At 59.9% G+C, this 18,790-nt stretch carries 17 protein-coding genes; 11 read left to right on the top strand and 6 right to left on the bottom strand.

What is annotated here, in order from left to right; genetic code table 11:
* Positions 1 to 2,254, top strand: a 2,254-nt coding sequence (locus tag AvAM_RS11225; RefSeq protein WP_137747153.1) for an efflux RND transporter permease subunit, incomplete at its 5' end; no start/stop codon positions are given.
* Positions 2,255 to 2,375: 121 nt separating this feature from the next.
* Here AvAM_RS11225 and AvAM_RS11230 read toward each other — a convergent pair.
* Positions 2,376 to 2,882, bottom strand: coding sequence for a hypothetical protein (locus tag AvAM_RS11230; RefSeq protein WP_137747154.1), 507 nt, complete (start codon positions 2,880 to 2,882; stop codon positions 2,376 to 2,378).
* Positions 2,883 to 2,900: 18 nt separating this feature from the next.
* Positions 2,901 to 3,224, bottom strand: a complete 324-nt coding sequence (locus AvAM_RS26130; RefSeq protein WP_137747155.1) for a heavy-metal-associated domain-containing protein — start codon at positions 3,222 to 3,224, stop codon at positions 2,901 to 2,903.
* Between the two features lie 812 nt (positions 3,225 to 4,036).
* On the opposite strand from AvAM_RS26130, the gene AvAM_RS11240 reads away from it, so the two are divergent.
* The 7 genes from AvAM_RS11240 (at position 4,037) to AvAM_RS11265 (ending at position 12,174) form a co-directional block, all read left to right on the top strand.
* Positions 4,037 to 4,408 carry a hypothetical protein gene (locus tag AvAM_RS11240; RefSeq protein ID WP_056637592.1) on the top strand — a complete coding sequence of 124 codons (372 nt, stop codon included), beginning with the start codon at positions 4,037 to 4,039 and terminating at the stop codon, positions 4,406 to 4,408.
* Between the two features lie 45 nt (positions 4,409 to 4,453).
* The gene (locus AvAM_RS11245) at positions 4,454 to 4,984 is read left to right on the top strand and encodes a DUF4148 domain-containing protein (protein ID WP_056637596.1); all 531 of its coding nucleotides are present in this window, start codon (positions 4,454 to 4,456) and stop codon (positions 4,982 to 4,984) included.
* A gap of 64 nt (positions 4,985 to 5,048) precedes the next feature.
* Entirely contained in the window at positions 5,049 to 5,414 is a 366-nt protein-coding gene (czcI, locus tag AvAM_RS26135) for a cation efflux protein, CzcI family (protein ID WP_343736098.1), read from the top strand.
* A 154-nt stretch (positions 5,415 to 5,568) separates the two neighbouring features.
* Positions 5,569 to 6,927, top strand: coding sequence for a TolC family protein (locus AvAM_RS11250; RefSeq protein ID WP_056637599.1), 1,359 nt, complete (start codon positions 5,569 to 5,571; stop codon positions 6,925 to 6,927).
* 8 nt (positions 6,928 to 6,935) lie between these two features.
* Positions 6,936 to 8,537 carry an efflux RND transporter periplasmic adaptor subunit gene (locus AvAM_RS11255; protein ID WP_137747156.1) on the top strand — a complete coding sequence of 534 codons (1,602 nt, stop codon included), beginning with the start codon at positions 6,936 to 6,938 and terminating at the stop codon, positions 8,535 to 8,537.
* Positions 8,538 to 8,553: 16 nt separating this feature from the next.
* The gene (locus AvAM_RS11260) at positions 8,554 to 11,736 is read left to right on the top strand and encodes a CusA/CzcA family heavy metal efflux RND transporter (RefSeq protein ID WP_056637604.1); all 3,183 of its coding nucleotides are present in this window, start codon (positions 8,554 to 8,556) and stop codon (positions 11,734 to 11,736) included.
* 63 nt (positions 11,737 to 11,799) lie between these two features.
* A complete protein-coding gene (locus AvAM_RS11265) occupies positions 11,800 to 12,174 on the top strand; it encodes a hypothetical protein (RefSeq protein ID WP_056637607.1) in 375 nt (124 codons plus the stop codon).
* A 348-nt stretch (positions 12,175 to 12,522) separates the two neighbouring features.
* On the opposite strand, the gene AvAM_RS11275 is transcribed toward AvAM_RS11265, so the two are convergent.
* Together AvAM_RS11275 and AvAM_RS11280 are read right to left on the bottom strand one after the other, a co-directional pair.
* Positions 12,523 to 14,124, bottom strand: a complete 1,602-nt coding sequence (locus AvAM_RS11275) for a phosphoethanolamine transferase (RefSeq protein ID WP_212742269.1) — start codon at positions 14,122 to 14,124, stop codon at positions 12,523 to 12,525.
* A gap of 241 nt (positions 14,125 to 14,365) precedes the next feature.
* On the bottom strand, positions 14,366 to 14,701 hold the full coding sequence (locus AvAM_RS11280; protein WP_121943787.1) for a DUF4148 domain-containing protein: 336 nt from the start codon (positions 14,699 to 14,701) through the stop codon (positions 14,366 to 14,368).
* A 139-nt stretch (positions 14,702 to 14,840) separates the two neighbouring features.
* Between AvAM_RS11280 and AvAM_RS11285 the strand changes: the two genes are divergently transcribed.
* Entirely contained in the window at positions 14,841 to 15,527 is a 687-nt protein-coding gene (locus tag AvAM_RS11285; protein ID WP_121943788.1) for a heavy metal response regulator transcription factor, read from the top strand.
* Positions 15,524 to 16,861: a heavy metal sensor histidine kinase gene (locus tag AvAM_RS11290; protein ID WP_121943789.1), complete on the top strand. Its 1,338-nt coding sequence runs from the start codon at positions 15,524 to 15,526 to the stop codon at positions 16,859 to 16,861. The genes AvAM_RS11285 and AvAM_RS11290 overlap by 4 nt, the downstream gene beginning before the upstream one ends.
* A 75-nt stretch (positions 16,862 to 16,936) precedes the next feature.
* On the opposite strand, the gene AvAM_RS11295 is transcribed toward AvAM_RS11290, so the two are convergent.
* On the bottom strand, positions 16,937 to 17,275 hold the full coding sequence (locus AvAM_RS11295) for a DUF4148 domain-containing protein (RefSeq protein ID WP_082576853.1): 339 nt from the start codon (positions 17,273 to 17,275) through the stop codon (positions 16,937 to 16,939).
* A gap of 556 nt (positions 17,276 to 17,831) precedes the next feature.
* Positions 17,832 to 18,119 carry a zinc ribbon domain-containing protein gene (locus AvAM_RS26140; RefSeq protein WP_082576855.1) on the bottom strand — a complete coding sequence of 96 codons (288 nt, stop codon included), beginning with the start codon at positions 18,117 to 18,119 and terminating at the stop codon, positions 17,832 to 17,834.
* Positions 18,120 to 18,339: 220 nt separating this feature from the next.
* On the opposite strand from AvAM_RS26140, the gene AvAM_RS11310 reads away from it, so the two are divergent.
* Positions 18,340 to 18,726, top strand: coding sequence for a hypothetical protein (locus AvAM_RS11310; RefSeq protein ID WP_056642945.1), 387 nt, complete (start codon positions 18,340 to 18,342; stop codon positions 18,724 to 18,726).
* The last annotated feature ends 64 nt before the right edge of the window (positions 18,727 to 18,790 follow it).

The raw sequence follows: 18,790 nt of genomic DNA on the forward strand, positions 1-18,790 counted from the left end.
CATAAAAGCCGTCAAGGCCAAGCTCAGTGAGCTGCAAAGCAGCCTGCCCCAGGGCGTGGAGATCGTGACCACCTACGACCGCAGCGCACTCATTGAGCGGGCGATCCAGAACCTCACGACGAAACTCGTGGAGGAGTTCATCGTGGTGGCTGTGGTCTGTGTCTTGTTCCTCTGGCACTTGCGCTCGGCACTGGTCGCCATCATTTCTCTGCCTCTGGGGATCATGGCGGCGTTTCTGGTGATGCGCTACCAGGGCATCAACGCCAACATCATGTCCCTGGGCGGGATTGCGATTGCCGTGGGCGCCATGGTTGATGCGGCCGTGGTGATGATCGAGAACGCCCACAAGAAGCTGGAGGCCTGGCAGCACAAGCATCCCGACCGCCAACTGGTGGGGAAAGAGCGCTGGAAGGTAATCACCGAAGCCGCCGAGGAGGTAGGCCCCGCGCTGTTCTTCTCGCTGCTCATCATCACCTTGTCCTTCGTGCCCGTCTTCACGCTGGAAGCACAGGAAGGTCGCCTGTTCGGACCGCTGGCGTTCACCAAGACCTACGCCATGGCGGCGGCAGCGGGTCTGTCCGTCACGCTGATTCCGGTCCTGATGGGCTACTGGATCCGGGGCCGCATCCCTGATGAGCAGAAGAACCCGATCACGCGCGCGCTGATCGCCGTGTACCGGCCTTGCCTGGAGTGGGTTCTGCACCGCCCAAAATCTACCCTGGTCATCGCCGTGCTAGCGCTGACGACCACGATCTGGCCCCTCTCGCGGCTGGGGGGCGAGTTCCTGCCCAGGCTGGACGAAGGCGATCTGCTGTACATGCCTTCGGCGCTCCCGGGCCTGTCGGCACAGCGGGCGACGGAGCTTCTGCAACTGAGCAACCGGATGATCAAGACGGTTCCCGAGGTCGAGCGCGTCTTCGGCAAGGCTGGCCGCGCGGAGACCGCAACCGATCCGGCACCGCTGGAAATGTTCGAGACCACGGTGAAGCTCAAGCCCAGAGACCAATGGCGTCCAGGAATGACGCCCGAGGGTCTGATCGAGGAGCTGGACAAGGCCGTCAAGATTCCTGGCCTGTCCAACATCTGGATTCCACCCATCCGCAACCGGATTGACATGCTGGCCACCGGCATCAAGAGTCCCATCGGGGTCAAGGTGACCGGCAACGACCTGAAGGTGATCGACGGGATCGCTGCCCAAGTCGAGCAGGTCGCCAAGGGCATTCCGGGAGTGACTTCGTCACTGGCCGAGCGCCTGACCGGAGGGCGCTATGTCGATGTCCGCATCGACCGCACAGCCGCAGGGCGCTACGGACTGAACGTGAGCGAAATCCAGGCCATGGTTTCCGGGGCGATCGGTGGTGAAAACGTGTCTGAAACGGTCGAGGGCCTGGCCCGCTTCCCGATCAACCTGCGCTATCCGCGTGAGTGGAGAGACTCGCCAGAACGCCTGGCCCAGTTGCCCATCTCCACCCCCATGGGGCAGCAGATCACGCTGGGTACGGTGGCCAGCATCTCCATCACCGATGGGCCGCCCATGCTCAAGAGCGAGAACGCCCGCCCATCGGGCTGGGTGTATGTCGATGTGCGGGGGCGCGATCTGGCATCTGTGGCCAATGACCTGCGCGATGCGGTGAGCCGCCAAATCAAGCTGGAGCCCGGAGTCAGCGTCACGTACTCAGGCCAGTTCGAGTACCTGGAGCGGGCCAATGCCCGCCTGAAAGTAGTGGTGCCTGCCACCTTGCTGATCATCTTCGTGCTGTTGTACTTGACCTTCTCGCGCATGGGCGAGGCGGGACTGATCATGGCGACGCTGCCATTTGCGCTCACCGGGGGTATCTGGTTCCTGTACCTGATGAACTACAACCTGTCCATCGCCACCGGTGTGGGCTTCATCGCCCTTGCGGGTGTCGCGGCAGAGTTCGGGGTGGTCATGCTCATCTACCTCAAGCACGCACTCGCAGAGAGATGTCCAGACGGCAGGCAGCCTACGCTGGAAGAGCTGCTGGATGCGATTCGAGAAGGCGCCGTGCTGCGCGTGCGCCCCAAGGCCATGACCGTGGCCGTCATCCTGGCGGGCCTGGTGCCTATCGTGTGGAGCAGCGGGACGGGCTCGGAGGTCATGAGCCGCATCGCGGCCCCCATGCTGGGCGGTATGGTGACAGCGCCGCTGCTGTCCTTGTTTGTGATTCCTGCGGCCTATGTGCTGATGAGAAAGCCGAGAAAACGCGATCAGCTGGACACTGAGGTTTCGTGAGGCTGGCTTAGGGCGGCCCCCTCAGGGACGTCGAGTTTGCTGATCGAGAGGCTGCGTGGCGACGCTAGGCAATGCCGCTTCAATCGAACTGGGCCGCCCCTCGGGATGCTCGCGGGGGACGCTACTTGGATGGCATGGCCGCCTGGCGGTCCACCATCATTTGCATCATCTGTTCCATCATGGTCATGCGGCGCTCCATTTGAGCGTGCATGCCCATCATGCCGCCTCCCATGCCCGAGTTTCCAGAGGCTGCAGGTGCGGCAGGTTTGGCCTGCGCCCCTTGCTGCATCATCCCCATACCCATGCCACCAGAATTACCTGCACCCATCATGACCATGCCGGACTGCATGAGCTTCATGTGTTCATCCATCAGCGCAGAACGTTCGGCGGGAGTCTTGGCCGCCTGCATTTTTTTGTGCATTTCCTGCATCGCCTTCATCAGACGATCAAAGGCGTCCGGTGCTGGCGGGGTAGTAGCTGCCGGGGCAGACTGGGTGGCTACGCCACCGCTCTGCGCATCACCGGGGTGGTGGCCTGCGTGTTCGTCCGCAGGTTTAGGAGATTGCGCGACGGCACAGCCCGCCACGAAAAGGGTTGTCAACAGCCCAGCGACGATATTCAGACGCATGATGGTCTCCTTGTAGGTTCAACTGCAGCATGACGACGTACGGTTCGCAGCGCCTTGATTCACATCAACAGAGGTTGTGGACCGAGACGCACAGCAGCAGCCACCGGTTGTTCGGCGCGATGAAGTCCCCGCCACGGCGTCTGCTTTGTATCCGGCACGCTCAATTGCGGAGCGGACAAGCTCCACAGTGTCGTCTTCGACTTGCCCAGGAACGCGGACCTGCCGCGTGGCCACATCGATTTCTACTTCGACGCCTGCTGGCAGCTGGGTCTGAGCTATTGCTCGACGAATGCGCTGAGCGCAACCACCGCACGTCATATCAGGAACATTGAAATGGACCATGTGAGCCTCCTTTGGTTGATTCACGGTTTGACTATGAACCTTGCCATGATGAGAAGGTCAATCCCATTCGCAAAGATCAACCGGGCGTCAAGATCGAGAGCGGCCGTCGCTTGAGTAGATAAGGCTATGCCAATTCGATCATGCTTAGCGAGCTGCATGCTGAGAGACACTTAACGTCTTATCAAGCCGCTTATGAACCTCCCGAACCTACTTAGGCTGGCTTGAAGGCGCAAGCCGTGTCCGGATTCAACAGATTGTTGTGTTTCATCTCCATCCCGAAAAAGGATGGCCCCCCGCTCCGAACCTCCGATAAGAGATCGCCAGCGGACTTCCATGGCGGCTGGACGACCGACCGCAACCGCTGCTAAACCGACTTTCAGCGTGGCAGCTCCAGGTCGGCAGAGACCATTCTGATCTTGCGTCGGCAATGGGGGCTTTCGCATTTAACGCGACATCAACTGCAAGAAAAGTAACGAGTTTGCCCCTCCGAAATTACCTGATTGCTTGCCATCCACCTACTCGGCCTGCTCGCCGTCAGGCGCACGGAGGCCTGGCCCCGTGATCGGCGCGACCGCTTCGATCTTGTATGTTCTTTGGGGACTGAGCGACTTTGCTATCAGGAGCCCTCCCGCCAGCCCCAAGGTTTCAGGTTCGAAGAGTATCCAACTCAGCAGTGGAGATCCAAGCTGTCAAAAGCGTAATCCGGCAGTCACTGCCTTGATAGGGCGAGATTTTTAGACTTCTCTTCGTGATGCAAAGCGTGTCACCCCGGTAGCCAAAAAAAGAGGCGTCCGGTGCAACTGGAGAACATCATGAAAGTTCGCAACGCACTCATCATCGTTGGCCTGGCCACCGTCGCTACGACTTCGTTCGCCGCGTCGGCCTATCACGCCAGCCCAGTGCAGGAGCAGGGAGCTGTGTTTACTCCCGACCACCTGGGTAACACCGTGAGCCGGGACTCCGTTCGCAATACCGTGCTTGTAGCCCAGCAAGACGGCTCGCTCCAATGGATCAGCCGTGGCTATCCCGCCACCTACCCGCTCGTCAAAGCGCCGACCCTCACCAAGAGCCGGGACCAGGTGCTGCAGGAGCTCGAATATGCCAAGCGCAACCCGATCACAGCAGATGGCATGCGCGACATGGGCGGCGAAGCTGGGTGGGTCAACGCCCAACAGCTGCCGTAATCCGCCCTTCATTTATTCAATCACATTAACTCAAAGGACCACACCATGAAATTCAAGACCGCACTCCTTCTCGCCGCTCTGGGCGCCGCACCTCTGCTCGCCTCTGCGCAATCGGCTCCACTCACCCGTGAACAGGTTCGCGCTGAACTGTTCCAAGCCATTCGCAGCGGCGACATCATGGGCAGCGGTGAGTCGAGCATGACGCTACGCCAAATGAACCCCCGCGCCTATCCTGCGCAAGCAGCAACCGCGCCCAAGAAGACGCGTGAGCAAGTGCAGCAGGAACTGGGCCAAGCGATCAAGTCAGGAGAGATGATGGCCGCTGGCGAATCTGGTGCTAAGTTGAATGAGATCGCTCCAGGGAGCTATCCTTCGCAGGCAGTGGCGGCTGTTTCGCCGAAGTCGCGCGACGAAGTCAAACATGAACTGGCCGAGGCAATTCTTCACGGAGAGATCGTCGCCAATGGTGAAGACGGGCGCATGCTCAAGGACGTATTTCCAGGCATGTACCGTGGCAGTCACACTGCGGACGTGGCAGCGGAACGCGGCTACACGGGGAGCGTCCGAGGCATGTGAAGCTGCGGCGCTGTTCTTCGATACCTAGTGCTCAGAATTCAACTTGCCATGCTAGACTGAAAAAATGAGTCGCTGGGTCGTCGCTTTGATGCTCGTACTGCTACCGCTCCAGTTCAGCTGGGCTGCGGTAGCTTCGTACTGCCAGCATGAGCGCGCTACGTCCGCCTCTACTGTGCAGCACGTGGGTCATCACGAACACCAGCATGAATCGGATACGACCGTTGGCAACGCCAAAGTGGGCGAGAAGAATCTCGACAAGTTCGACCCCGATTGCCGCTCATGCCATGGCCTTGGACTCGGTGCAGTCTACGTGCCAGATTCCAAAATGCCTGCAGATCGCGGTAACGGAATGAACGCCCCGGTCTTGTCACCGCTAGCAGGCGTCAGCCCCATCCCCCCAGACCGCCCTCAGTGGCCCTCCCTCGCCTAATCGGCGGGGCTTCTTCCTCGATCCATTCTTTATCCGCCTTCGATAGGGCGGAGTCGCCGCGCGCGCCGCAGCCGAAATGGACTTGAGCAGCTAGGTGACGTTGTTGTTGCCATCCCGCCGATTTCCCCGTGTTTCAAGGTCACTGGAGAATCGGATGTTCAAGGGAATTCATGTTTCAAATCGCCTGGTCGCTGTACCCGGCCGAAAGAGTTTTGCGGTCACAGCAGTTGTTGCCGCCACGATTTTTGCGAGCGGATCGGTCGCGCTCGCCCAGGGCGTGCCCGCAGGCACCCAAGGAAGCCAATCGATAATTGCTCACAGCGCGTTGGCGTCGTCCGCAGCCCCGTTGTCGTTGGCCAGGGCCATCGACTTGGCACTGGAAGGGAATGCAGACGTTGCCGCGGCCATGCGCCAGGTCGAGGCATCAGAAGGGCAAGTCATTCAGGGACGCGCGCGCCCAAATCCGGAGTTTGCGTACTCGCTCGAAGACACCCGGTCCAAAACGCGCACGCAAAGCTGGCAGCTCAACCTTCCGATTGAACTCGGCGGTAAGCGCACGGCACGGACCAAGGCCGCGGAAAGGGCCCGGGAGCAGGCACAGGCTCAGCTCGCTGAGGTGAAATCCACGGTGCGTGCCAATGTGGTTGCCGCCTACTTCGAAGCACTGACGGCCCAAGAGCGGTTGGCCTTGGCAAAGGACAGTGCAGCGCTTGCCAAGTCATCCACTGACACTGTTGCGAAGCGTGTGGCTGCGGGCAAGGTCTCCCCCGTCGAGGAGACGAAGGCACGCGTTGCGGAAGCCGGCATACGCGTGGAGTTGGCGCAGGCGGCGGGCGAAGAGCGCAATGCACTGACCCGCCTCTATGCACTGTTGGGCCGAACCACCGGGATGACCCTCCTGCTGGAAGGCGAGGCCGAGAGCCTTCCTGCCGTTCCTGATATCGCGGCGCTGCAATCCCTGGTTGCGTCATCCCCTGCCGTTGTTGTCGCCAAGGTCGAAGTGGATCGGCGCATCGCCTTGACCGAGGTGGAGCAGAGCAAGCGGGTGCCGGACGTCACTGTGAGCGCAGGTATGCAGCGCAGCAATGAGACACAGCGCAACATGCTCCTGCTCGGAGTGTCTGTGCCTCTACAACTGTTCGACCGCAACCAGGGCAACCTGCTGGAGGCCCTGAAGCTTGAGGACAAAGCAAGGGACGAATTGCAAGCCACCACCGTGCGGCTGCACAGCGAGGTGACCCAAGCCCACGATCGACTGGCAACGATCACTACCGAAGTGCAGGCGTTGCGAGGTGACGTGCTCCCTGGTTCCAAGTCGGCCTACGACGCAGCAACCGTGGGGTTCGAGAACGGCAAATTTAACTTCCTCGAAGTTCTCGACGCACAGCGCACGTACTTCACAGCCAAGTCGCAGTACCTCAAGGCGTTGGCCGAAGCCCATCGAGCAGCCGCGGAGATCGACCGACTCCTGGGCAGCCAGACGCCCAATGCACCGACCAACAAGCAAAACTGAGATCGACCATGAACTCCATCAAATCAAGCATCAGCAAGAAGCACCTGATCGCCATCGCCGTCGTCATCGCGATGGGCGTTGGTGCTGGCGCCCTCATTCTGCAGGGAGGCAAGACGAAGGCTGCGGCCGGTGAGGGAGATGGCCACGGCCACGGCACCCACACTGAAGCCAAGGGGCACGGAGACGGCGAGCACCATGGCAAAGCGGATGGCAAGGGCCATGATGACGACAAAGGCCATGCCGACGGGGAGCATCACGAGAAGAGTGAGTCCAAGGGGACGAACGGTGGCAGCCTCTTCAAGGAAGGCGACTTCGGCCTGGAAGCTCTGCTTGCGGAAGACGGCGGCGAGCCGCGCCTTCGCGTCTGGATGTTCGACAAGGACAAGCCACTGCCGCAGAGCGCCGCCACGGTCGCCGCAACAATTACCCGGCCGACGGGTGAAAAACAGACGCTCTCGTTCATCCAGGAAAAGGACGGGTGGGTGAGCCGCGAGAGCGTGGCAGAACCACACGCGTTTGACATCGAGATCATTGCGCAAAAGGGCAATGAGCCTTTCATGTTCGTGATGAGCAAGGAAGAAGGCAAGGTCGAGCTGACCGATGCCCAGATCAAGGCGGCAGCCATCGGCGTTGACTCGGCATCTGCTGCGAGCATCAAGTCTGCGCTGCTGCTGCCCGGCGAGATCCGCCTCAACGAAGATCGCACCTCGCACGTGGTTCCACGCCTTGCTGGCGTGGTGGAAAGCGTTAACGCCAGCTTGGGCCAGGTCGTCAAGAAGGGGCAGGTGCTGGCCGCTATCGCGAGTCCCACAGCATCGGAGCAGCGCAGCGAGCTGCAGACGGCCCAAAAGCGCATGGCCTTGGCAAAGACGACCTACGAGCGGGAGAAGAAGCTTTGGGAGCAGAAGGTCTCGGCGGAGCAGGACTACCTGCAGGCCAAGCAGGCACTCAACGAAGCCGAAGTTGCTGTCGCCAACGCCAACCAGAAGTTGGGGGCATTGGGTCTGTCGTCCTCTTCCGCCTCGGGCCTGAACCGGCTTGAGCTGCGTGCGCCCTTTGATGGGATCGTCATCGAGAAGCATCTGAGCCTCGGCGAAGCCGTCAAGGAAGACGCCGCCGTGTTCACGATTTCTGATCTGAGCCAGGTGTGGGCGGAAATCAACGTTCCAGCCAAGGATCTCCCTCTCGTGCGGGTCGGTGAGAAAGTCACCATCAAGGCCACCGCGTTCGACGCTTCAGCGACGGGCACTGTGGCCTTCGTGGGCGCGCTCATCGGTGAGCAAACCCGAACCGCCAAGGCGCGGGTGGTGTTGGATAACCCCAAGGGAGCATGGCGGCCAGGCCTGTTCGTGAACGTCGAGGTCGTGGCTGATGAGGCAACTGTGCCCGTGACGATCGCTGCAGACGCAGTCCAGACGGTTGGGGACAAGCCTGTTGTCTTCCTCAAGGTCAATGGAGGCTTCATTGCCCAGCCCGTGCAGTTGGGACGCAGCGATGGCAAGCGTATCGAGGTTCTTCAGGGCATCAAGCCCGGAACGCCCTACGCAGCGTCCGGCAGCTTCGTCGTGAAGTCCGAACTGGGCAAGGCGTCCGCCGAGCACACGCACTGATCACGGAGCCTCACACATGTTTGAAAAACTGATTCGATTTTCGATCGAGCAGCGATGGCTGGTGCTGCTCGCTGCCATTGCAATGGGTGCCCTGGGCGTCTTCAACTACCAGAAGCTTCCCATCGACGCTGTTCCGGACATCACCAACGTCCAGGTGCAGATCAACACGCAAGCCGCCGGTTACTCACCACTGGAGACAGAGCAGCGCGTGACCTACCCCATCGAGACGGTCATGGCCGGTCTCCCCAATCTGGAGCAGACCCGGTCGTTGTCACGCTACGGCCTTTCCCAGGTCACGGTGATCTTCAAGGACGGCACCGACATCTACTTCGCGCGCCAGTTGGTGAACGAACGCATCCAGGAGGCCCGGGATAAGTTGCCGGCAGGCATCACCCCTGCGCTGGGACCTATCTCGACCGGCCTGGGCGAAATCTACCTGTGGACGGTTGAAACCAAGGATGGAGCCAAGAAGCCAGACGGTAACCCCTACACCCCGACAGACCTGCGTGAAATCCAGGATTGGATCATCAAGCCGCAGCTGCGCAATGTTCCAGGCGTCACCGAAATCAACTCCATCGGCGGTTTTGCGAAGGAATACCAGATTGCGCCAATCCCCGAGCGCCTGGCATCCCTCGGCGTGACGCTGCAAGACATCGTCACTGCTCTGGACCGCAACAACGGCAACGTTGGCGCGGGCTACATCGAGAAGCGCGGCGAACAGTACCTGGTTCGCGCCCCTGGCCAGGTCAAGTCGATGGAAGATATCGGCAACGTGATCTTGAGCAGTGCCAACGGTGTCCCTGTGCGTGTGCGGGATGTCGCCGACGTATCGATCGGCCGGGAACTGCGCACTGGCGCTGCCACGGACAACGGCCGTGAGGTCGTGCTCGGTACGGTCTTCATGCTCATCGGCGAGAACAGCCGTACCGTGTCGCAAGCCGTGGACAAGAAGATGGTGGAGATCAACCGCAACTTGCCAGAAGGCGTGCACGCGGTCACCGTCTACGACCGCACTGTCCTGGTGGACAAGGCCATCAGCACGGTGAAGAAGAACCTCATGGAAGGCGCGATCCTGGTGATCGTGATCCTCTTCCTTTTCCTGGGCAATATCCGGGCTGCGGTGATCACGGCAACGGTGATTCCGCTGTCGATGCTTTTCACGTTCACCGGCATGGTGAACTACAAGGTCAGTGCCAACCTGATGAGCCTTGGAGCGCTGGACTTCGGCATCATCATTGACGGCGCGGTTGTGATCGTGGAGAACTGCGTTCGCCGCCTGGCGCACGCCCAAGCCCACCATGGTCGACCACTGACACGGGCCGAGCGCTTCCATGAAGTGTTTCTGGCATCGAAAGAGTCTCGCCGCGCCCTTCTGTTTGGTCAGCTCATCATCATGGTGGTGTACCTGCCGATCTTCGCCCTCACTGGCGTCGAAGGAAAGATGTTCCACCCGATGGCGTTTACCGTGGTCGCGGCACTTGTCGGCGCAATGATCCTGTCGGTGACTTTCATCCCCGCCGCAGTCGCACTGTTCATAGGCAACCGGGTCAGCGAGAAGGAAAACTTCCTGCTCGGCCATGCGAAGCGAATCTATGCGCCGCTCCTGGATCGCGTCATGTCCGCCAAGGCAGTAGTGCTCTCCATTGCCGCAGTGGCCGTGGTGCTCTGCGGATTGATCGCGACCCGAATGGGCAGCGAGTTCGTTCCCCAACTCAATGAGGGTGACCTTGCCATCCAGGCGCTGCGAATCCCCGGTACCAGCCTCTCGCAATCTATCGCCATGCAGCGCCAGATCGAAGGGACGCTGAAAGAGAAGTTCCCTGAAATCGACCGGGTATTTGCCAGAACCGGCACTGCAGAAATTGCCTCGGACCCCATGCCGCCGAACATCTCGGACGGGTACATCATGCTCAAGCCCATGGACCAATGGCCCGAGCCACGCAAGACTCGTGACGAACTGCTTACCGCCATCCAAGAGGTGGTCGGCAAGATTCCCGGCAACAACTACGAGTTCTCGCAGCCGATCCAGTTGCGCTTCAACGAACTTATCTCCGGCGTGCGCAGCGACGTCGCGGTCAAGATCTTCGGGGACGACATGGACGTCCTGAACAAGTCGGCAGAAGAGATCTCTTCGATGCTGCAGAAGATCCAAGGGGCATCGGAGGTGAAGGTCGAGCAGACAACCGGGCTGCCGATGCTCACGGTGAATATCGACCGCCAGAAGGCGGCTCGCTATGGCCTGAACGTGGCCGACATCCAGGACACGGTGGCCACAGCCATCGGTGGACGTGAAGCCGGAACGATGTTCGAGGGTGATCGGCGATTTGACATCCTGGTGCGCCTGCCCGAAGCGATCCGCAATGACATGGAAGGCATGAAGCGACTGCCCATCCCGCTGCCTCGCTCAGCGGGCACTGCGGAAGCGCGGACCAACTTCATCCCACTTGCCGAAGTCGCTTCCTTTGAGCTCGCCCCCGGCCCTAACCAGGTCAGCCGCGAGAACGGCAAGCGGCGCATCGTGGTGAGCGCCAACGTGCGCGGCCGCGATGTGGGCTCCTTCGTTGCAGAAGCCGAACAAGGCCTGGCGCAGATCAAGATCCCGACGGGCTACTGGACAAGCTGGGGCGGCACGTTTGAGAACCTGCAGTCTGCCTCCAAGCGCCTGCAGATTGTGGTGCCCGTCTCACTGTTGCTCGTATTCGTGCTGCTGTTCGCAATGTTCGGAAATGCCAAGGACGGCCTGCTGGTGTTCACGGGCATTCCTTTCGCGCTGACGGGGGGCATCCTTGCGCTTTGGCTTCGCGACATCCCCATGTCGATCTCCGCGGCAGTTGGCTTCATCGCACTCTCAGGGGTCGCGGTGCTCAACGGCCTGGTGATGATCTCCTACATCCGCACGTTGAGAGAGGAAGGCGTTGCACTGGACGATGCGATCCGTGAAGGCGCGCTGACACGTCTGCGTCCCGTGCTCATGACGGCACTCGTTGCTTCTCTGGGCTTCATCCCAATGGCCATCGCTACGGGAACCGGGGCCGAGGTGCAGCGCCCGTTGGCCACCGTTGTGATCGGCGGCATTCTTTCCTCGACGCTCCTGACGCTCTTGGTCCTGCCCATCCTTTATCGCCTGGCCCACAAGCCTGACGAGCAGGTTGAGGACGTGACCGCAGAACCTGTACACCCAGTTCCCTCCGCCCAGTAATGGGCCTTCGGGCCCCGCAGTTTGCGGGGCCCATTTTTTATTCTGTTCAGCAAAGGAAATCCAATGAAAGCAACCAAGCTTCTCCTCGCACTCACCGTATTCATTTCCGGCGCAGCAATCGCCGCAGACAACCACGACACAAAGCCGCTGCATGGCGGTGTAGTGGCCCAGGCAAAAGACGTGGACTATGAGCTTGTGTCCGGCACCGACAAGCTGCAGCTCTACGTCCGCGACCATGGCAAGCCTGCAGACGTTGCTGGAATGGCGGCAAAGGTCACGCTGTTGACCGGTACTGAGAAGCAGGACGTCCAGCTGTTGCCAGTCGATGGAAAGCTGGAAGCTTCGGGCAGCTTCAAGGTGGCAGCAGGAACGAAAGCCGTTGCGGCAGTCACCAAAGGCGGCAAATCCGTCGCCTCGGTTCGATTCACCCTCAAGTAATCCAAGGTGCGGCGGGGCGCTTGAATGTGATTGCACTACGGCAGGCGCCCCGTTTCATGCAGGCAACAACACAGTTCAGAAACGTCTTAGGCCATGGGTCACGGACTAGCGGCTAAGCTGATTTGGATATGGATCAGCCTGATCGCCACGGTGCTGACGTTCTGGCGGGTCCGCCGCATTTGGCTGAAACGCCATCCGGAGCGAACCAAAGGCATAAAGTACAGCCAGCGTCTGGCCAATCGCATGCGAGACCGAAGGTTGACCCAACTGCGAGCCCGAAGACGAACGGGTTCTGATCAACGCACTCGCCATTGAGGCGGGGCGCCCAAGCGCGCCAGCCTGGATCTTTCAGTCAATCGGCCTGCACGCCGCCGAAATGTCCAGGTCCATTTCATAGACCTGGGTCGAGACACCTAGCAGCCCGAGCACAGAGTGGAAGAGGTTGTCATGCGACAAGGCGGCCGACGCCTTCTCCTTCAAGCAGGCGCTGTTGATCCCACGGCTCTCCTTGAAGCCTTCCGACAGCCAACAGACCATAGGCACCTTGGTCTGTTCGTCTGGTGCAATTGCTCTGGGCAGGCCGTGAAGAAACAGCCCTTTCTCGCCCAGCGACTCGCCGTGGTCGGACACGTAGAGCATCGCCGTATCGAAGCGGCTCTCCTGGCGCTTGAGAAAAGCTATGGCCTGGCCCAGAACATGGTCGGTGTAGAGCACCGCATTGTCATAGGCATTCACGATGCTCTGGCGATCACACTTGCGCAACTCGCCCGTATCACAGGTAGGTTCGAAACGCCTGAAGGCTGCAGGGTAGCGCTTGAAATAGGCGGGCCCGTGGTTGCCGAGCATGTGCAGGACCACAACCGTCGTAGTGTCAGAAGTCTCAGTGACGGACTCCAACCCCTGAAGAAGCACTTCGTCGAGACATCTCCCCTCAGAACAAAGTGCTGCAGCGGCAAGCGGGTCCACCGGGATGTTGCTGAGGCCATCGCAGACGCCCTTGCAGCCCGACTGATTGTCCTTCCAGTGCACCGTGATGCCGGCCCGTGCCAGAACATGGAGTAGCGACTCGGATGAGCGAATTCGAGCTTCATCGTAGTCTCGCCGTCCAATCGCCGAGAACATACAAGGAAGTGACGTTTCCGTGTCTGTTCCGCAGGCGGTGACGTCGCCAAAGTTGACTGCGTTCAACGCTTGAAGGTTCGGTGAAGTCTGGCGCTCATAGCCATTGAGTCCCCAATTTCCAGCACGCACCGTCTCTCCTACTACAAGGAACAGCAGCTTCGGCTTTTGGGTCTTTGTTGGTGCTGCCATGCGAGCATCCAGGCCGACGGATTGCCGGGACTTGGGTGTATCGACATCGGCCGACAAGACCCGAGCTGTCGAGTAGATCACGTTGGCGGGAGTGATGAGGTACCGCAGCTCCTTTTGGTTTCTCATCAACGCAGAAAAGTCCTGGAAGATGAGGAGCACGGCGGCCACCAGCGCCATGGCGCACGCAGCGCTGAAAACGAGGCGCCGCAGGACGGCACGCCACAAGGAAGTCTGGGTAAAGCGAATGCGCCATATCGCCCACAATGGCACCACCGAGTACAGCGAGGCATGGGCGATCAAGCTCCAGGTGATCAGCTCGCTGGCTTCAGCGGTGTCTGTCCGCAGCACATTGCGCAGCATGCTGGGATCGTAATAGACGCCATAGCGTTGCATGTAGAAGGTTGCAAAGGCTGCAACCAGCACTGATGCAGTGAGCAAAGGCCGAACGCTCCAACAGACCACAGCGGCGCTGAAGATCAGCCCGTGCAGCGCAATCAAGGCAACCACCAGTGCGCTGGCATACACCCATGTGTCCAGTGCCAACCAGTCACGGCCAGCCGTGCTCGCCTTCAAAAAAGAACCGTTGTAGGCCAGCGCCACGTACACACTGATCCATAGCACCAGTCTCTCTGCTGGCATGGCAGGGCGTCGCGGGAGCCACTGCCCCCAACGGGTAGGCCGTCGCCCGGGCTCCGTGAAGCCGCGCAGTCTGAAACTCATCTGACGTCGAGAGCATTGAACAGTACGCTGAATCGACCCACAATCGGCCTGCATGTACTGAAGAAAGAATTAGCAATCGCACCATGTCTTCTGCGACGCGATGGAACTAGCCCGGGGGCGATCAGTTGCTCTCACCCCCTATTTTGCTGCGTACGCCCGTTTAGCGGCCTCCACGCTCCCGTAGTAGCCGTATCCTCTCTTCGGGAGTCATATTGAGAAACTCTGCGCGTACTTGTTCTCTGGTTTTTGCAGGTTCTGTGGACTTCGTCGGCACCACTCCTCCGCGCGACAGAATATCGAGCGAGCCATCTTTTCGAGCCGCGTCAACTGTTTTCTGGACGTCGCCACGCAGCAGGTCATCTGATACATGGCTGGGATGGGTTGTTGCACCGACCTCGCCTCCTGCCTCGTGGTACAGGGATGAGGCCATCGCCGCACTCGGGGCCAGAAATGCTGCTGTAGTCAGCGAGAGAATGAGTTTTGCCTGCTTATTCATAGTGTTCGCCTGTTGACATGGTTCTCGCCGCGTGCGAGGACCTGGTGCGAACTCTAGAAAGGCGTGGGGGACAAGTTGCAGACACCCAGATTACGAATTTGTAATCGGCTCCGCGGTCGATCTCCAGGAGAATCAACGAATGAAAATCTTGGTCATTGAAGATGAGATCAAACTCGCCGAGTACCTCAAGAAAGGGCTTGGCGAAGCGGGGCACAACGTTGATATCGTCCACAACGGTGTCGATGGTCTGCACATGGCACTGGAGGGTGGGTACGACCTTCTGATACTCGATGGCATGCTGCCTGGCATTGACGGGTTCACGCTTTTGACGGCGTTTCGCAAGACGAAGCAGACCCCCGTCCTGATGCTCACCGCCCGGGTCAGTGTCGAAGACCGGGTGCGCGGCTTGCAAACCGGTGCTGACGACTACCTGGTCAAACCCTTCGCCTTCTCAGAACTATCTGCCCGCGTGCAGGTGCTGCTTCGCCGGGCGCACGGCGCCAAGGATGCTGGCGAGCCGACCGTGCTGGGCATCGCGAACCTTGAACTCGACCTGATACGCCGCAAGGCTACGCGTGGAGGCCAGAGGCTTGAACTCACGGCAAAGGAGTTCTTGCTGCTCGCATTGTTCCTGCGACGAAAGGGCGAAGTTCTTTCTCGCACCGAAATTGCAGAACAGGTCTGGGACATGAACTTCGACAGCGACACCAATGTGGTGGAGGTGGCGATTCGACGGCTGCGCACGAAGATGGACTTGCCCTTTGACAAGACCTTGCTGCACACGGTGCGTGGCATGGGTTATGTGATGGAAGAGCGAGAGCAATGAACCCCCTGCCACGCGCGCACTCGCTGCGCGCTCGTCTATCGCTTTGGCTCGCTGCGCAGAGCCTCGTGGGCCTGGGCATCGTCTGCCTTGTCGTTTACTTGGTCACGGCCCACAACCTCAGGCAGCGCCAGGTCGAAACGCTCACTCAGAAGGAAGCTATCGTCAGGCACCTATTGAGCAACATCGACGAGCATGCCAAGGAAAGCTCGCAGGAGCATCCGTTGAGCGATTTCCTGATTGGGCACGAAGATTTTCGCGTGCTCGTCCGCACCCAGGATGGGGACATGGTGTTCCCGAAAGCTGCACCATCCCCGGACAATTCTCGGAGGGTGTCGAGGATGTTCGCCGTCCAGCCCACCGACGGAAAAGGCCAGACTTTCAACGTCGACTTGTCAATGAACATCTCCTCCGATGTCCAGCACCTGAACCGGCTGGCCATCACGTTGGCGATAGCCGCAGTTGTGGGGACCTTCGTCATCTCGCTGGGAGGCATGTCCATCGTGAGCTACGGCCTGGCCCCAGTGCGACAGCTTGCGTACCAGCTGAGGTCCTTGTCCGCTGACAACTTGCGCCCGCGCTTGGACGGTGCCGGTCAGCCCGCAGAGCTTGTACCTCTGGTGGAGCAGTTCAACGGCTTGCTCGGCCGACTGGATCTTGCATACACCCAACTCGAGGGATTCAACGCTGACGTTTCGCACGAGCTGCGAACCCCTTTGGCAACGCTCGTCGCCAGCAATGAGCTGGCGCTGCGACGACCAGGGAACTTCGATATGGAGGAAGTTTTGTCCTCCAACCTGGAAGAACTTCACCGCCTCACTGGCATCATCAACGACATGCTGTTTCTGTCGCAGGCAGACAGGGGCGCCACTGCAAGACGTTCATTTGTCCCAAGCCTTGCGGCAATCGTCGAACGAGTGGCTGATTACCATGAGGCCGCACTGGCGGATGCTGATTTGCGACTGAAGGTCTCAGGCGATAGCTCCGGCCATTTCGATGAACCGCTACTTCGGCGCGCCGTGTCCAACCTGATCGGGAACGCAACCCAATACGCGAAACGGGGCACTGCCATCGAAGTGAACATAGTCATCGTGTCAGACACAGAGGTGAGCTTGGTCGTCGCGAACCAAGGCGAAATGGTCTCGCCTGAGATCCTGGGACGTATATTTGATCGGTTCTTCCGCGCCTCTGCTTCCCGTGAGCATGGGCAGAAGAACCATGGACTAGGTTTGGCCATCACCTCGGCGATTGCGCGCATGCACGGAGGCCGCACGACCGCAGCCAGTACCAATGGCAAGACCGAGATTGGCCTTGTACTGGTGAAGACCTTTGCATAGGTCCAGAGTCAAGACTCATTGCTGCCAGCCAAACCCCGACATCGAGGGTTTGACGTGCAATCAACGCAGTTGGGATCAGGGGGCGGGAACGGCCGGGACTGGTGCACCAACGCGGCGTGCCGCCCAGCTTGGGTGCTTCTGAGAGCGCTCCAGGTCAGCCAGCACTTCTTCGCGGGTTATGGCCTTGCCTTTCACCGGAACTGGTGCACCGAAGCGGTGGTACTGCCACGTGCCGTCTTTCTTGGACTGGTCCATTTCGGCGAGAACCTGTTCGCGCGACTTGCCAACCTCGGCATGTTCTGGATGGGTGGTGTAGCCCAGTTCTGTCGGCGCAGAGTGGATGACGCTGCTTGCCATTGCCGGGGCTGCAAGGGCTACGAAAGAGAGAGCGGTGAGTACGGTACGGACTGCCATGAGATATCTCCTTGGTTGGAATCAACGTGCACTGCAGACCGCACCAACCGTTGGACGCTCTACATTGCACATGTGACAGTCTGCTGACCGCATGCCGACAAGTTGCGCACCGAGAGATTACAAGTTCGTCATGTGTTCGCAGCACCCAGGAACCAAGCAGGCACGTTGATGCGCATTGGACTCAAGCCAGGGGGCCCGACGAAGACGCCGAAGTTGATGCACTGCTCCTGTTCGCGGCGAGCCATGCACGACCAAGACCAGTGATCCGGCGAACCGTCGCCGTGCCCGAGCCTGCTACGTCTGGTAGGTCTGCTTCAACCATCCCTGCTGCGGAGAGCAGACGAAGCAGGTCGATGTCCCCAGTCTTCGTTACCTGCTTTGGCAAGGTGCCAGTTTCGATCTCTCGAAGAAACTCCAATGGCACGCTGCTCCCCTTGCATCGTGTAGATGTGTTGCGGCCTGACCGACGTCCTGACCCGGATGCCGTCACCCGTGGCACTGTGTGAGCGCCCCACGCCCGAATCGAGTGCTCGGCATGCCGGCACGTAGATTTCGGTCACCCTCTGGCCTGACCGCAGGACCCGCAAAATCGTGCACTGGGTGCGATTACCGTAGAGCACTTGGTGCACTGCGTTGCGACCATACTGGTTCCACACTGTTGGCAAAACCTTGCCCCTGGCTGGTTCGCGCAGCCGCAGCTCGCGCACGCGACGAGGTTTGCTGGTCGCGGGGTGTTGTATCCGTTGCCATAGCTGCGATTGTGGTCACTGTCTCGGTAATGTCCGCCATGATGGCCGCGGCCACCGCCGTGGTGTCCACTGAAAAGCTTGTTGAAGAAACCCATCACATCCTCCTGTGCATGTCGTGATGGGGCTATTTGAAAGCTTGTAGTGGCTTCAAGGTCAACAAATTTCGCCTGACATGGGCCTACCTTGCAGAGATGTAATCTGCGCGAAAACTTGGCGTTATCCGGGCATCTTCGTAGGGCCGATTCTTCCCATGTTTTGCATGGGGCACAGCCATTCGCAGTGGTGGTTCCCAGGCGGGGCCACTACAATTTTCGAATGCGTTCCAAACTGCTCGCTCTGCTCATCGCACTGTTGCCTTTGCAACTGTGCTGGGCTGCAGTGGCTCCTTACGCGCACAAAGATGCACGCGGTGCCGCGCATATTGCCGGCGTGCATGGTCTTGAGATCTTGCAATCGCAGGAGAACCCTTTTGACGTGGGTCCGGTGTACGAGATCGCTCTCGATTCTTCGCAGCAAACGGATGCCTCCGGGGCCGACCTGGACTGCGGCGTCTGTCATTCGCACAACCCGGCCGCACCACAACCCAGCCTCATTGCCGCTATCGCGGCGGTCCATGAATTTTTTGGTGCAATCGCGTTTGCACTGAAACCTCCTCCCGCGCCTCTCCGCCCTGAACGCCCGCAGTGGCGCGCCCTGGCCTGACCAGGGCATCGGTTCCTCACCGAAACCGCTGCCAACTCGCGAGCCAGCCCGCCGTGCTGTAGCT

Origin of the sequence: Acidovorax sp. NB1 (genome assembly GCF_005405905.1) — a bacterium.
Classification (GTDB): domain Bacteria; phylum Pseudomonadota; class Gammaproteobacteria; order Burkholderiales; family Burkholderiaceae_C; genus Acidovorax.

Excerpts from the sequence above, each read along its gene's own strand:
- AvAM_RS11280 (WP_121943787.1), bottom strand. The coding sequence starts at position 14,701 with ATGAATAAGCAGGCAAAACTCATTCTCTCGCTGACTACAGCAGCATTT.
- AvAM_RS11295 (WP_082576853.1), bottom strand. The coding sequence starts at position 17,275 with ATGGCAGTCCGTACCGTACTCACCGCTCTCTCTTTCGTAGCCCTTGCA.
- czcI (WP_343736098.1), top strand. The coding sequence starts at position 5,049 with ATGAGTCGCTGGGTCGTCGCTTTGATGCTCGTACTGCTACCGCTCCAG.
- AvAM_RS11290 (WP_121943789.1), top strand. The coding sequence starts at position 15,524 with ATGAACCCCCTGCCACGCGCGCACTCGCTGCGCGCTCGTCTATCGCTT.
- AvAM_RS26130 (WP_137747155.1), bottom strand. The coding sequence starts at position 3,224 with ATGGTCCATTTCAATGTTCCTGATATGACGTGCGGTGGTTGCGCTCAG.
- AvAM_RS26140 (WP_082576855.1), bottom strand. The coding sequence starts at position 18,119 with ATGGGTTTCTTCAACAAGCTTTTCAGTGGACACCACGGCGGTGGCCGC.
- AvAM_RS11285 (WP_121943788.1), top strand. The coding sequence starts at position 14,841 with ATGAAAATCTTGGTCATTGAAGATGAGATCAAACTCGCCGAGTACCTC.
- AvAM_RS11250 (WP_056637599.1), top strand. The coding sequence starts at position 5,569 with ATGTTCAAGGGAATTCATGTTTCAAATCGCCTGGTCGCTGTACCCGGC.
- AvAM_RS11260 (WP_056637604.1), top strand. The coding sequence starts at position 8,554 with ATGTTTGAAAAACTGATTCGATTTTCGATCGAGCAGCGATGGCTGGTG.
- AvAM_RS11310 (WP_056642945.1), top strand. The coding sequence starts at position 18,340 with ATGCGTTCCAAACTGCTCGCTCTGCTCATCGCACTGTTGCCTTTGCAA.
- AvAM_RS11245 (WP_056637596.1), top strand. The coding sequence starts at position 4,454 with ATGAAATTCAAGACCGCACTCCTTCTCGCCGCTCTGGGCGCCGCACCT.
- AvAM_RS11255 (WP_137747156.1), top strand. The coding sequence starts at position 6,936 with ATGAACTCCATCAAATCAAGCATCAGCAAGAAGCACCTGATCGCCATC.
- AvAM_RS11275 (WP_212742269.1), bottom strand. The coding sequence starts at position 14,124 with ATGCCAGCAGAGAGACTGGTGCTATGGATCAGTGTGTACGTGGCGCTG.
- AvAM_RS11230 (WP_137747154.1), bottom strand. The coding sequence starts at position 2,882 with ATGCGTCTGAATATCGTCGCTGGGCTGTTGACAACCCTTTTCGTGGCG.
- AvAM_RS11265 (WP_056637607.1), top strand. The coding sequence starts at position 11,800 with ATGAAAGCAACCAAGCTTCTCCTCGCACTCACCGTATTCATTTCCGGC.
- AvAM_RS11240 (WP_056637592.1), top strand. The coding sequence starts at position 4,037 with ATGAAAGTTCGCAACGCACTCATCATCGTTGGCCTGGCCACCGTCGCT.